This is a genomic window from Nocardia sp. 2TAF39, assembly GCF_052114905.1.
In the GTDB taxonomy this organism is placed as follows: domain Bacteria; phylum Actinomycetota; class Actinomycetes; order Mycobacteriales; family Mycobacteriaceae; genus Nocardia.
The window spans coordinates 37,859-51,845 of record NZ_JBFRFQ010000050.1 but is presented as its reverse complement, the minus strand read 5'-3'; the positions used below and the strand labels follow the sequence as shown (position 1 = coordinate 51,845).

Annotated in this window: 11 protein-coding genes; 5 read left to right on the top strand and 6 right to left on the bottom strand. The window is 67.1% G+C overall.

All coding sequences use genetic code 11. The annotated features are described in order from the left end of the window. Window positions 1–225: 225 nt before the first annotated feature. Window positions 226–2,781, bottom strand: coding sequence for an ATP-dependent chaperone ClpB (gene clpB, locus AB4Z47_RS25500; RefSeq protein ID WP_441954292.1), 2,556 nt, complete (start codon window positions 2,779–2,781; stop codon window positions 226–228). 300 nt (window positions 2,782–3,081) lie between these two features. On the opposite strand from clpB, the gene AB4Z47_RS25495 reads away from it, so the two are divergent. The 5 genes from AB4Z47_RS25495 to AB4Z47_RS25475 all read left to right on the top strand — a co-directional run bounded on the left by AB4Z47_RS25495 (window position 3,082) and on the right by AB4Z47_RS25475 (window position 8,044). Beyond that, window positions 3,082–4,017 carry an NADP-dependent oxidoreductase gene (locus AB4Z47_RS25495; RefSeq protein ID WP_441954290.1) on the top strand — a complete coding sequence of 312 codons (936 nt, stop codon included), beginning with the start codon at window positions 3,082–3,084 and terminating at the stop codon, window positions 4,015–4,017. A 63-nt stretch (window positions 4,018–4,080) separates the two neighbouring features. Next, entirely contained in the window at window positions 4,081–4,965 is an 885-nt protein-coding gene (locus AB4Z47_RS25490) for an LLM class flavin-dependent oxidoreductase (protein ID WP_441954288.1), read from the top strand. 220 nt (window positions 4,966–5,185) lie between these two features. Beyond that, entirely contained in the window at window positions 5,186–6,343 is a 1,158-nt protein-coding gene (locus AB4Z47_RS25485) for an FAD-binding oxidoreductase (RefSeq protein ID WP_441954286.1), read from the top strand. 30 nt (window positions 6,344–6,373) lie between these two features. Further along, window positions 6,374–7,147, top strand: a complete 774-nt coding sequence (locus AB4Z47_RS25480; protein WP_441954294.1) for an FAD-binding oxidoreductase — start codon at window positions 6,374–6,376, stop codon at window positions 7,145–7,147. Between the two features lie 222 nt (window positions 7,148–7,369). Further along, window positions 7,370–8,044 carry a hypothetical protein gene (locus AB4Z47_RS25475; protein WP_441954284.1) on the top strand — a complete coding sequence of 225 codons (675 nt, stop codon included), beginning with the start codon at window positions 7,370–7,372 and terminating at the stop codon, window positions 8,042–8,044. A gap of 102 nt (window positions 8,045–8,146) precedes the next feature. On the opposite strand, the gene AB4Z47_RS25470 is transcribed toward AB4Z47_RS25475, so the two are convergent. The 5 genes from AB4Z47_RS25470 to dnaK all read right to left on the bottom strand — a co-directional run bounded on the left by AB4Z47_RS25470 (window position 8,147) and on the right by dnaK (window position 13,936). Continuing rightward, window positions 8,147–9,316 (bottom strand): FAD-binding oxidoreductase, encoded by a 1,170-nt coding sequence (locus AB4Z47_RS25470; RefSeq protein ID WP_441954282.1) that lies wholly within the window; start codon window positions 9,314–9,316, stop codon window positions 8,147–8,149. Window positions 9,317–9,858: 542 nt separating this feature from the next. Then, window positions 9,859–10,257 (bottom strand): heat shock protein transcriptional repressor HspR, encoded by a 399-nt coding sequence (locus AB4Z47_RS25465; RefSeq protein ID WP_327110715.1) that lies wholly within the window; start codon window positions 10,255–10,257, stop codon window positions 9,859–9,861. Next, on the bottom strand, window positions 10,257–11,414 hold the full coding sequence (gene dnaJ, locus AB4Z47_RS25460) for a molecular chaperone DnaJ (RefSeq protein WP_441954280.1): 1,158 nt from the start codon (window positions 11,412–11,414) through the stop codon (window positions 10,257–10,259). The genes AB4Z47_RS25465 and dnaJ overlap by 1 nt, the downstream gene beginning before the upstream one ends. A gap of 24 nt (window positions 11,415–11,438) precedes the next feature. Beyond that, on the bottom strand, window positions 11,439–12,092 hold the full coding sequence (gene grpE, locus AB4Z47_RS25455; protein WP_441954278.1) for a nucleotide exchange factor GrpE: 654 nt from the start codon (window positions 12,090–12,092) through the stop codon (window positions 11,439–11,441). Next, window positions 12,089–13,936 (bottom strand): molecular chaperone DnaK, encoded by a 1,848-nt coding sequence (dnaK, locus tag AB4Z47_RS25450; protein WP_441954276.1) that lies wholly within the window; start codon window positions 13,934–13,936, stop codon window positions 12,089–12,091. Before dnaK ends, grpE begins: the two co-directional genes overlap by 4 nt. Window positions 13,937–13,987: the final 51 nt, after the last annotated feature.

Genomic DNA, 13,987 nt, shown 5'->3' with positions numbered 1-13,987 from the left:
GCCGCGAACAGAGAATGCTCGCTCTCGCTCCGCTCGGAACCGGGGGTCGGGCCGATGTGGTCGCGATGGGTGCGATTGCGGTGTTGTTCGGCTGCCTCTGTAGTGCTGTGCGTTCGCGGCCCCGCTGGAGTTGGAGTCCGAGCGACCGCCGCCGGCGCCTTCGTTGTGGACGCGCCGGCTGCGGCCGATGCGGGCTGGACATTCCTCGCAGCCGATCCCGTTTCGTCAGCGGCCGACGATCAGGCCATCGCCGTCGGGGCTGACGGTCACCTTGACCGCGTCGCCGTCGGTGATTTCGCCCGCCAACAGCTCCTTGGCCAGGGTGTCGCCGATGGCCTGCTGGATGAGCCTGCGCAGCGGACGCGCGCCGTAGACCGGGTCGTAGCCGCGCACTGCGAGCCAGAACCTGGCCGAGTCGCTGACGTCCAGCCGCAGCCTGCGCTGCGCGAGCCGCTTCTGCAGCTGGTCGAGCTGGATGTCGACGATGCTCTCCAACTGTTCCTCGTCGAGCGCGTGGAACACGACAACGTCATCGAGGCGGTTGAGGAACTCCGGTTTGAACGCCGAACGCACCGCGTTCATGACGTGCTCACGATCACCGCCCGCGCCCAGGTTGGAGGTGAGGATCAGGATGGTGTTGCGGAAGTCGACCGTGCGGCCCTGTCCGTCGGTCAGCCTGCCCTCGTCGAGCACCTGCAGCAGGATGTCGAACACGTCCGGGTGCGCCTTCTCGATCTCGTCGAACAGCACCACCGTGTACGGCCTGCGCCGCACTGCCTCGGTGAGCTGACCGCCTTGGTCGTAGCCGACGTAGCCTGGCGGGGCGCCGACCAGCCTGGCGACCGCGTGCTTCTCGCTGTACTCGCTCATGTCGATCCGGACCATGGCGCGTTCGTCGTCGAACAGAAAGTCCGCCAACGCCTTGGCCAGCTCGGTCTTGCCGACACCGGTCGGGCCGAGGAACATGAACGAGCCGGTCGGCCGGTTCGGGTCGGCGACACCGGCGCGCGCCCTGCGCACCGCGTCGGCCACCGTCTGCACCGCCTCGGACTGCCCGACCACGCGTCGGCCCAGCTCCTGCTCCATCCGCAGCAGCTTCTGCGTCTCGCCTTCCATCATCCGGCCCACCGGGATGCCGGTCCACGAGGACACCACCTCGGCGATGTCGTCCGGGCCGACCTCCTCCTTGAGCATCACCTCGCCGTCTCCTGCTGTCGCGGAAGCCTTTTCGGCCTCGGCGAGCTGCTTCTCCAGCGCCGGGATCCGGCCGTACCGCAGCTCGGCCGCTTTGCCCAGATCGCCGTCGCGCTCGGCCCGCTCGGAGGCACCGCGCAGCGATTCCAGCTCCTCTTTCAACACGCGGACCTGATCGATCGCGCTCTTCTCGTTCTGCCAGCGGGTCATCAGCTGGTTCAGCTTCTCGCGGTCGTCGGCGAGCTCCTGGCGCAGCTTCTCCAGACGCTGCTTGGAGGCCTCGTCGGTCTCCTTGCTCAGTGCGACCTCTTCGATTTCCAGGCGGCGCACGGCGCGCTCGACCTCGTCGATCTCCACCGGGCGCGAGTCGATCTCCATGCGCAGCCGCGAGGCCGACTCGTCGACCAGGTCGATCGCCTTGTCCGGCAGGAAACGAGAGGTGATGTAGCGGTCGGACAGCGTGGCCGCGGCCACCAGCGCCGAATCGGTGATCCGCACGCCGTGGTGCACCTCGTAGCGCTCCTTGATGCCGCGCAGTATGCCGACGGTGTCCTCCACCGACGGCTCCCCGACCAGCACCTGCTGGAAGCGCCGCTCCAGGGCGGCGTCCTTCTCGATGTGCTTGCGGTACTCCTCCAGCGTGGTCGCGCCGACCATGCGCAGCTCACCGCGCGCCAGCATGGGCTTGATCATGTTGCCCGCGTCCATCGCCGATTCACCGGTGGCCCCCGCGCCGACGATGGTGTGCAACTCGTCGATGAATGTGATGATCTGGCCCGCGCTGTTCTTGATGTCCTCCAGCACGGCCTTGAGCCGCTCCTCGAATTCACCGCGGTACTTCGCGCCGGCGACCATCGCGCCGAGGTCGAGTGCGACGACTGACTTGCCGCGCAACGACTCCGGGACGTCGCCGGCCACGATGCGCTGGGCGAGGCCCTCGACGATCGCGGTCTTGCCGACGCCCGGCTCGCCGATCAGCACCGGATTGTTCTTGGTGCGGCGGCTCAAAACCTGGACCACACGGCGGATTTCGGTGTCCCGGCCGATCACCGGGTCGAGCTTGCCGGAGCGGGCGGCCTCGGTGAGGTCGGTGGAGTACTTCTCCAGTGCCTGGTAGCTGCCCTCCGGATCGGGGCTGGTCACCCGGGCGCTGCCGCGCACGGCGGTGAACGCCTGGCGCAGCGCGTCCGCGGTGGCGCCGTACTTGCTGAGCAGCATCGTCACGTCCGAGTCGCCCTCGGCGAGGCCGACCATGACGTGCTCGGTGGAGACGTACTCGTCGCCGAGCTCGGTGGCCAGACGCTGGCCGGCGGTGATCGCGGCAAGGGCCTCGCGGCCGAGTTGGGGGGTGGTGGTGGCGCCCGTCGCGCTCGGCAGCCGGTCCACGATGTCCTGTGCCTCGCGCCGCACGGTCGCCGGATCTGTTCCGACGGCTTTCAGCAAGGGTGCGGCTATGCCGTCGGTCTGATCCAGCAACGCCACCAGCAAGTGCGCCGGACGAATCTCCGGGTTGCCCGCGGCGGAGGCCGCCTGCAGTGCGGCGGTCAGGGCCGCCTGAGTCTTGGTGGTGGGATTGAACGAGTCCACAAGTCACCTTCCTACTGGTCGATTCCCACGGCGCCGAGCGGATTCCGGGTGCGATCACCGATCGAAGCCGTCGCGGCCGGGCGCCGTTCCTTACCGTTCAACGTTGGAAAGGTTGAGTCTGTTCCGCTCAAGTTTGACGTTCTCGGTCAAGCCGCTCCCACGCCGCAGGATCAGGTCGAACGCTACGCCGCGACGTGGCCGAATGCGACGAATCACCGCGTCGGCGCCCTCGGGATGCCTACGATGACCACGGCCGTCAGTTGATGCATCACTCTTCAGCCCGAATCAAGGAGCGAATGGATGCGCGCGATCGTGGTACGGAAGTTCGGAGCCACGCCAGAGGTGGCCGACATGCCGATGCCCGAATCCGGGCCGGGGAGCGTGCGGGTCCAGCTCGAGGCGGCCGGGGTCAATCCGTTCGACCAGCGCATGGCCACCGGATACCTGGACGGCAAACTGCCGCACGACTTTCCGATGATTCTCGGGGTGGACGGCGCGGGCACCATCGCCTCGCTCGGCCGCGGCGTCAGCCGGTTCACCGTCGGTGACCGGGTGGTCGGCAAGTTCCTCACGCCGCCCGCAGGCCACGGCAGCTTCGCCGAGTACGCGGTGCTTCCCGAAGGCGCCACTCTCGTGTCGATCCCCGACGGCGTCCCGACCGTCACGGCAGCGGCACTGCCGACCGCGGGCGTCACCGCGCAGGACCTCGTGGACGCCACCCGGATCGAACCCGGCCAGACCGTGCTGATCGTCGGCGCCACCGGTGGCGTCGGCTCGTTCCTCGTGCAACTGGCCAACATCGCGGGCGCGCACGTCATCGCGACCGCGCGCGGTCCGGCCGCCGACCAGATGACCAGGCTCGGCGCGGCCGAGACCGTCGACTACACCGTGGGGCCGGTCCGTGACCAGGTCGCCGCCACGCACCCCGGTGGCATAGACATCCTGTTCGATCTGGTGAGCCCGCCCGAGGCCCTGACCGAGCTGACCACGCTGGTCCGCGACGGCGGGACCGTCTACTCCACCATCGGGTCCGCCTCCGAGCACGCGTTGCGCGCCAGGGACATCAAGGGCGGCAACATGGAGTCCAAGGGCCGCGCACTGGAATTGTCCCGGCTCATGCAGCGCGTCGCCGACGGCGACGTGGTGGTGCCGATCGACGCGACGGTCCCGCTCGCGGACGGTCCCGCGGTGATCGGCGCGCACGGCGCGCGCGGCAAGACCGTGCTCGCCATCTGAGAAACCCGGACCACCCCGCGTCGGGGAAAGATAGCTTTCCGCGCAAACGCCCGGAGGTGTGTGATGAGCACCCGCCCCGCAGAATTCGGCCTGTTCCTGATCCCGGAGGCCGACAACTATCGACAAATCGCCGAACTGACCGCGTACGCCGACGCGACCGGACTCGAACTGATCGGCATCCAGGACCATCCCTACCAGCGCCGTTTCCTGGACACCTGGACGCTGATCACCGCCCTGGCGGCACAGACCACGCGAGTGAGCCTTTTCCCCGACGTCGCGAACCTCCCGCTGCGCAATCCGGCCATGCTCGCGAAATCCGTCGCTTCCCTCGACCTCATCAGCAACGGTCGAATCCAGCTCGGCTTGGGCGCAGGTGCGTTCTGGGATGCCATCGCCGGTATGGGCGGACCCCGCCGGACCGGCGGCGAGTCGGTCCGAGCCCTGGCCGAGGCGATCGCGGTGATCCGCGCGATGTGGAGCGAGGAACGATCGGTCCGTGTGCCGGGCGCCTTCTACTCGCTCGCCGGCGCGCACCCCGGCCCCCGCCCACGGCACCACCCTGGCATCTGGCTCGGCGCGAAGGGCCCGCGCATGCTGGAGCTGACCGGCCGGCGCGCCGACGGCTGGCTGCCCTCGGCCGCATGGGCGCCGCCGGAGTTCCTCAGCGAGGCCGGCAGGCGGATCGACGACGCTGCCGTAGCGGCGGACCGAGACCCGCTGTCGGTGCGCCGGATCTACAACGTGTCCGGGACCATCACCGCGGACGGTTCCGATCAAGGCTTTCTGGAGGGCCCGCCCCAGCGCTGGGTCGATGACCTGCTCGCGCTGCATCGCGACCAGCGCATCGACGGATTCGTCTTCTGGCCTACCGAGGGGGAACCGGTCGAGCAGATCCGTCGTTATACCGAGCAGGTCGTGCCCGCGGTCCGTGTCGGCACCGAGGGTTGACCGGCCGGAACGAGCCTTTCATTCCCCATGGCGCCGTGCGGTGATCGGCCGCGGCCTGGTACATCATGGGTCAGCAACCTCCCGACCGATTACCGTTCGGCCGGGTCTTGCCGACCATACGCACACGACCACGGGATTTTCGGGGATACTTGTTCGGCGGAGGACCGCCGGTAACGGATAAAGTCCCCGGGCAGAACTGAGGGAAAGGAAGCTCGACGTCGTGGATGCGCGTTCGGCTGCGCTGGTCCGCGCCAATTTCCGTTCGGTGATCGAGTCGCCGAATGGACCCGAGCGGTTGATCAGTGCGTTCTACGGTCATATGTTCGTCGAGGCCCCCCGGCTGCGCGAACTGTTCCCACCGGCGATGGATATGCAGGCCAAGCGGGTCGTCACCGCCATCCAGTACGTGCTCGATCACCTGGAGGACTGGGACCGGGCACAGAGTTTCCTGGAACAGCTCGCCCGCGATCACCGCAAGTACGGCGTCCAGGCGGAACACTACGACGTGGCGGGCCGTGCACTGCTTGCCGCGTTCCGCGTGTACAACGGCCCCGCCTGGCACCGCGGCCTGGAAGAGGGTTGGCGTGACATCACCATCCTGATCTCCGCGTCCATGGCCATCGGCGCCAACTCCGACAAGTCCCAACCGTACTGGGCGGCGACCGTGGTCGGTCATCGCCGCGTGCTCGAGGACCTGGCCATCGTTCGCCTGCAGTCCGATGGCCCGATTCCCTACCAGGCCGGGCAATACCTGCCGGTCACCGTGCCGCAGCGCCCGAAGATGTGGCGCTACTTCTCGCCGGCGATCCCGGCCAACCCGTACGGCGAGATCGAGTTCCACGTGCGCAAGATCCGCGGCGGGTGGGTGAGCCCGGCGATCGTCAACGAGACCAGGGTCGGCGACCGGTGGCAGATCGCGGGCCCGCTCGGCGGCCTGCACGTCGACCGGGACAGCGGCCGTGACGTGCTGATGATCGGCGCGGGTACCGGCATCGCCCCGTTGCGGGCCCAGTTGATCGAGATGGGCCAGCGTGGCATCAACCCGCGGGTGCACTTCTTCATCGGCGGCCGCTACCCCTGCGACCTGTACGACGTGGAGAACATGTGGCAGCTCTCGCAGAGCAATCCGTGGCTCACCATCGTTCCCGTGTGCGAGCAGAAGACCAACCCGTGGTGGTACCCGCACCCGCCCCAAGACGCACCGTACGGCATGCACCGGCGCCTGATCGGTAACCTTGGCGCCGTAGTCGCGAGCTTCGGCGCGTGGGCGGATCGGCAGATCCAGATCGCCGGATCGGCGCGAATGATCGCGGACACCCGCCGCGCGCTGATCGCGGTCGGTACGCCGGAGCAGATCATCAGCTGCGACCCTGTGTGAGTGAAGGAGGCCCCGTTGGGGGACCCGGGCATGCTCGGTAACGGTGCGCATCAGGCGCCCGAATGGACCTCGACCGTCGTCGGCCATCATCGGCTGCGCCACGACCTCGCGGTGATCCGTTTGATCGGCGAGTTCGTGCCATTCGCCGCGGGCCAGTCCGTCGAGGTGCAGGTGCCGCAGCAGCCCGGCGTGCGGCGCAGGCTCTCGCCGGCATTGCCGCCCTCACTGGACGGCAAGCTGGAGTTCCACGTGCGCACCGTGCCGGGCGGATGGTGCAGCGGCGCGATCGTGGCCGACACCCAGCCGGGCGACGAGTGGCGGATCGGCGCCCCGCTCGGCGGGTTCGCGGTCGACCCGGACGGCGACGAGGTGGTGATGATCGCGGGCGGCACGGGATTGGCGCCGATGCGCGCGCAGATCCTCGACCTGGCCCGCAGGCCGGACCCGCCGCCCACCTATCTGTTCATCGGCGGGCGGTCGCCGCGCGACCTCTATGCCACGGACATGCTGACCCTGCTGGCCGGTGAATTGCCATGGCTCACCGTGATTCCCGTAGTGGAGAGTCCGGAGGATCCCGGCTGGGTGGACGAGTGGTACGAGCAGTCCCGCGTCGACATCGGTTTCCCGCCGGACGACATGCTGCACGGCACGCTCGCCGACGTTCTCGGGTCGCATGGCGCGTTCCTGAATCACCAGGTGCTGGTCTGCGGCTCGCCTGCTATGACGCGCGCGACTGTCGACCGGCTGCTCGAAACCGGCACCCCGGCCGAGGTGATCCAGGCGGAGGGCGGCCAGCTCTACTAACGCAGCAGAGGGGGCCTGGGCGGCACGGGCCTGGGTGTTCCCAGCCGATCGTGTCCGTTCCACCTGCCCTGTGGTCCGCGTGCTCGACCTTGTCGCGGGCACTCATCGGTGGCCGGATCGTCGAGCCCGGCCACCGTTTCGCACGGTCCACAATTCGCTGGTGGCCGTCGGTGCCGCTGCCTACACTGTCATCGCCGATCAGGAAGGAGCGGGGGGTGACCGGTGAGACTGGAAGGACGGGAGTGGCGAACGTTGGTCAGCGCTGTGCGGTTGGGCAGCGACCACTACCGGGTCATCCGTCCCGCACGCCCGATCGACCACGCGTCGCTGCACAAGGGACGGCTCGGGGCACAGCTCTCCGTGGACAAGGCCGCGACCGTGAACCTCGCGATTGCATGGTGGCTGGCCGCACGCTCCCCGCACAGCCTGGTCTACCTGCCACTGCGTTCCAGTGATTCCTCCTGCGGTGCGGAATACGGCAACAACAAGCTCGATTTGGTACTGCTGCACCACAGCCTCGCGTTCCCGGTATCCAGGTGGAAGCAGGTCCGCATGCGCCTGTCCAATCCGGCCGTCCACAAAGTGAAGCTCCCGCCCCGGGCATTCCGCGCGTTCGGCTTCGAGGATCACCTGAAATGGGCCCACCGCGAGTTCCGGGACCACCTGCGCTGGGCCATCGCCGCCGACACCCTTTTCCTCATCGGCAGTCGTCACGCCTACGACCTCGCGGGTAACCAGATACGCGGACTCGCCGAGGAGTGTCCGGCGCACCTCGCCACCTCCCCCGACACGCACTGCTGCGCAGAGATCGGGATCGGACGCCGCAACCCGGTGACCCCGGACCGCCGCAATCCGTACTCGGAACTGCACATCGAATGCTGCAACCGTCACTGGTGAGCTGTGCCTACGGGCGACCAGGGTCGTGACGGCCTCGTGCGGCGCGGATTTCGGCGTCGGCTACCTCGTCTGCGGTTGGCGACCCGAACCTCACCAGCACCCCTAGAACAGCGGGTCGTGGCGGATGTTCTTCGCGGGCACCCCCGCCGCCATCAGACGGAACTTCGTAGTCTGCACCATCGACGGCGAGCCGGAGATCTGCACGTCCCGGTCGGCCCAGGCACCGAAGCTCGCGACAACCTTGCCGATCTGGCCTGTGATTCGCGGTTCGAGGACGGGCATAGGCGGGTGTGGCCCCTCGGGTTCAAGGTGCCACCAAGGGTTTTCTTCGTGCTCGGTGACCGGCGTGACGGTGAGCCAGCGATTGGCCACCGCCAGGTTGCTCAACGTCTCCAGGTCGTAGAGGTCGCACGGGTTGTGACCGCCGACGAACAGGTGAACCTTCGGATTAGCCCGTCGCTGAGCCATCGCCATGAGCTGTGCGCGCAGCGGCGCGATACCGGTGCCGCAGCCGATCATCAGCATCTTGCGCTTGAGGTTGCGCGGGACGCCGAGGCCGCCGAGCGGCGAGCCGAGTAGCCACTGGTCGCCGACGGCAGTCTGGCCGACGATGGCCGAACTGACCCAGCCACCGAGCACGCCGCGCACGTGGAATTCGATCTCACCGTCGGTGTTCGCGGGCACGGCGGGCGAGAGATAGCGCCACATGCGCGGCCGGGACGGAATCTGCACGCTCACGTATTGGCCGGCGGCGTATTGCATGGGCTGGTCGAGTTGCAGCCGGACGATGGTCAGGTTGCACAGCACCTCGCGGCGTTCGATCACGGTGCCGGTCCAGACGGGCGGAGTCGTCTCCTTCTCCGCCGCGCCGATCATGGTGTCGGCGATGATCTTCAGACCCTCGTCCCACGCCCGGTCGACCTCGTCGGTCCACATCTCGGTGCCGGCGGACACCTGCACGGCCGCCTTCAACGAGGAGGCCACCGCGAGGTAGTGCTCGGCTTGCACGCCGTATTTGCGGTGGTCCCTGCCCAATTGGGCGAGGAAGGGGAGCAGCTTGTTCGGCTCCTCCAGCCGATCAAGGGTGTAGCCGATCGCCTTGACGAGGCGATCTCGCTGTGCGTCCATGGCGGCCGGAAAGAAATCGCGGACGTGCGGGTAGTCGGTGAACAAGATCGCGTAGAACGATCTTGCCAGTTTCTCCGACCCCCCTTCCTCCGCAGCAACCGCCTTGAAAGTTGTTCTGATCAAAGCGACAGTGCGCGAATCCATTTGTGTCACAACCCCATTTCGCACTCGAACACAAACCGTGCCGACGAGTGCGGTGCTGCGGGACACTCGACAGCAGTCGATGGTAACGAAGTGTAGGCGAGGTTTGCCAGCTACGGAGTAATCCGCTCGAATATCTCGTATGTAATTCCGTCGAAACGAGGATAGGAAACAAGACACGCCATAGAAACCGACTGGAAGACGGTTGATCTGGCGAAAAATCAGTCGCGCACTCGCCGAATCAGCAAGGCTGCCTTGGGAAATTCCATCCCGATCGGTCTGCTGTAGCGACCCTGGGGCAACATGCGCGGTAGGCGAGCCGAGGTCCGAACAAGTAAACGACAAGGGCGCCGGCGACCGAACGGCGGTGGATTCGCCCCTTCGGCTCTATATCGAAATAGCGGGATGCAAACGACTTCCGCGGAACATGTTCTGGTTTACTGTCGGCTATTCTCGAGGCCCGGCGTCTGGAAACGACAGCGGGCCCCCGGTCCCGAATCGCGCTTCACGACCCGTGGCCGGGGGCCCGACGGTATTCGTTGTCGTCAGCGCCGGTTGCGCGGCTTCCAGACGACCAACGCCGTGCTGCGTTGCGGCGGCGAGAGATCGGGCCGATAGCCAGCCCGCAGCCGCTCCAGCTCGGCCGACAGTTCGGCGACGTGCTGGCGCAGTTCCTCCACCTGATTGGTCAGTTCGATGATGCGTTTGATGCCCGCTAGGTTGACGCCCTCGTCCTGGGACAGCCGCTGCACCTCGCGCAGCAGCTCCACGTCCCGCGCGGAGTAACGGCGTCCACCGCCCGAAGTGCGCTGCGGCGTCACCAATCCCAGCCGGTCATACGTGCGCAGTGTCTGCGCGTGCATGCCCGCGAGTTGGGCCGCCACCGAGATCATGAAGAACTCGGCACGCGAACCAGCGGACGCCTTCTTCGGATCTGACGACATCACGCACCTGCCCATCCCGCACGTGGATCGAATCCGCTGGCCTTCTCCGCCTCCTGATAGCTCTTCATCGCGTCGATGGCATCGCTGTCCAGCTTCTGTGGCACTGCGACCTTGACGGTGACCAAAAGGTCACCGGCGCCGCCGCCGCGCTTGGGCACGCCACGGCCACGCACCCGCAGGATGCGACCGTCGGCAGTACCAGGAGGCACCTTCACGCCGACTCGACCCTCCAGTGTGGGCACGGAAACCGTTGTACCCAATACCAATTCACTGTAACTGACCGGAAGCACCAGGGTCAGGTCGTCGCCGTTGCGGCCGAAGACCTTGTCCTGGCTGACGTGCACGGTGACAAACAGGTCACCAGACGGCGCACCGCGCAGTCCCGCCTCACCTTGGCCGGCCAACCGGATCCGCTGACCGTCACCGACTCCCGGGGGAATCCGCACCGTAATCGTGCGCGTGCGGTTCTGGATCCCGCTGCCACGGCAGTCGGCGCAGGGGTCGTCGATGATCGAGCCGGTCCCGCGGCAATCGTCGCACGGCTCACTGAAGCCGAACGCACCCTGGTTGCGGCTGACGATGCCGGTTCCGTTGCAGATGGGGCAGACTCGTGGACTGGTCCCCGGCTTTGCGCCGCTGCCGTGGCAGGTAGTGCACGGCGACGGGCTTGTCATCCGCAGCGGAACCGTGACGCCCTGTGCCGCTTCGCGGAAACCGAGCGTCGTCTCGGTCTCCACGTCGGCGCCGCGCCGCGGGCGGCTCGCGGTCCGTGTGCCGCCCCGGTTGAACAGACCACCGAACAGGTCACCGAGGCCACCCTCGCCCGCGTTCACGCCGCCGAAGATATCCCCGATGTTGAATTCCTGCGAGAAACCCCCACCGGCACCGGGACTGAACCCACCGCGACCGTAACCGCCACCCGCGAAAAGCTTGCGGGTGTCGTCGTACTCCTTGCGCTTGGCCGGATCCGACAGCACGGCATGCGCCTCACTGACGGTCTTGAACCGCTCCTCGGCCTTGGTGTCGCCGGGATTGGCGTCCGGATGCAAGTCGCGCGCGAGCTTGCGGTACGCCTTCTTGATCTCATCCTGCGAGGCGGCGGAGGAAACACCCAGCTCCTTGTAGAAGTCCTTTTCGATCCACTCCCGTTGGCTCACCGAGCATCTCCTCCTCTCGCGTTCTTATCGGTCGTTCGTGTCGGCATCAACGTCCGATGCCTCTTCCGGCGGCCGATCGGCGGTCTCCGCCAGATCGGCTACGCCATCGGTTACCCCGACGAGCGCGTGCCGAAGCACCCTATCGCCGAACCGATAGCCCTTGCGCATAACTATGCCGATCACCGGGTCATGTCCGGAGCCCTCGTGCTGCACGGCCTCGTGCAGGGTCGGATCGAAAGGCTCACCCTCCGAACCGAACTCCTCGAGACCCTGCTTCTGCAGCGCGGCCGCCAGCTTGTCGGCGACCGACTTCAGCGGCCCGGATTCCAGGTCACCGTGCGCCCGCGCCCGGTCGAGATCGTCGACCACGCCGAGCAGTTCGGTGACCACCGACGCCTTGGCGGCGTCGATGGCAGCCTTGCGGTCGCGCTCGACGCGGCGCCGGTAGTTGGCATACTCGGCGGTCAGCCGCTGCAGATCGGCGGTCCGCTCGGCAAGCTCACCACCGATGGTGTCGGCGAGCGCCTCGGACTGCTGCGCACCATTGCCCGCGGCCGGGGCGGGTTCGGCCGCGGCGCCGTTGTCCGCGGCCTGCTCCCGGATCTCCCCGGTCTCCGGGTCGACCTTCCGGTTGTCGACGAAGGTGATCGGCTCCTGTTCGGAGTTGCCCTGTGTCACTTCTTCTCCGTGTCGACCGGCTCGTCCACGACCTCGGCGTCCACGACCTGATCATCGTCCGCGGAGCTCGACGCGCCGTTGCCGGACGCGGCGGCGTCCGCGGCGGACGCCTCGTAGATCGCCTGGCCGAGCGCTTGCGATTCGGTCGCCAGCTTCTCGACGGCCGCCTTGACCGCGGCGATGTCGGTACCCTTCAGCGCCTCGTTCGCCTCGGCGATGGCTGCCTCGACCTTGGACTTGACGTCCGCGGGGACCTTGTCCTCGTTGTCTTTGATGAACTTCTCGGTCTGGTGTACCAGCGACTCGGCCTGGTTGCGGGTCTCGGCCTCCTCGCGGCGGGCCTTGTCCTCGGCGGCGTGTGCCTCGGCGTCCCTGACCATCCGGTCGATCTCCTCCTTGGACAGACCGGAGCCGTCCTGGATCTTGATCCTGTTCTCCTTGCCGGTGCCCTTGTCCTTCGCGGTCACGTGCACGATGCCGTTGGCGTCGATGTCGAAGGTGACCTCGATCTGCGGCACTCCGCGCGGGGCGGGCGGGATGCCGGTCAGCTCGAAGGAGCCGAGCAGCTTGTTGTGCGAGGCGATCTCGCGCTCACCCTGGAACACCTGGATCTGCACCGACGGCTGGTTGTCGTCGGCCGTGGTGAAGGTCTCCGAACGCTTCGTCGGGATGGTGGTGTTGCGCTCGATGAGCTTGGTCATCACGCCACCCTTGGTCTCGATACCCAGCGACAGCGGGGTCACATCGAGCAGCAGGACGTCCTTGACCTCGCCCTTGAGCACACCGGCCTGCAAGGCGGCGCCGACGGCGACGACCTCGTCCGGGTTCACGCCCTTGTTGGGCTCCTTGCCGCCGGTCAGTTCCTTGACCAGATCGGAAACGGCGGGCATCCGGGTGGAGCCACCGACGAGCACGACGTGGTCGATGTCGGACACCTTGATGCCCGCGTCCTTGATCACGGACTGGAACGGCGCACGGGTGCGGTCGAGCAGGTCCGAGGTGATCTTCTGGAACTCGGCGCGGGTCAGCTGCTCGTCGAGGAACAGAGGGTTCTTGTCCGCGTCGACGGTGATGTAGGGCAGGTTGATCGAGGTGCTCTGCGAGGAGCTCAGCTCGATCTTGGCCTTCTCAGCGGCCTCGCGAAGCCGCTGCATCGCCATCTTGTCCTTGGTCAGGTCGATGCCCGAGCTGCCCTTGAACTTGTCGACCAGCCACTGCACGACCCGCTCGTCCCAGTCGTCACCACCGAGGTGGTTGTCGCCGGAGGTGGCGCGGACCTCGACGACGCCCTCGCCGATTTCCAGCAGCGAGACGTCGAAGGTGCCGCCACCGAGGTCGAAGACCAGGATGGTCTGTTCCTTGTCACCCTTGTCCAGGCCGTACGCGAGCGCGGCCGCGGTGGGCTCGTTGACGATGCGCAGGACGTTCATGCCCGCGATCTGACCGGCTTCCTTGGTGGCCTGCCGCTGGGAGTCCTCGAAGTACGCGGGAACGGTAATGACCGCGTCGGTGATCTCCTCACCGAGGTAGGCCTCGGCGTCGCGCTTCAACTTCATCAGCACACGGGCGCTGATCTCCTGCGCGGTGTACTTCTTGTCGTCGATGGCCACGGACCAGTCGGTGCCGATGTGCCGCTTGACCGAGCGGATGGTGCGGTCGACGTTGGTGACGGCCTGGTTCTTGGCCGGCTGACCGACCAGTACCTCGCCATTCTTCGCGAACGCGACGATCGACGGGGTGGTGCGCGATCCTTCCGAGTTGGCGACGACGACCGGCTCGCCGCCTTCGAGAACGGCGACGACCGAGTTCGTGGTCCCGAGGTCGATTCCGACCGCACGAGCCATGATGGTTCCTCCTAGTTGACGTACTTATTTGTGCCGGTGCCGGGCGAACAG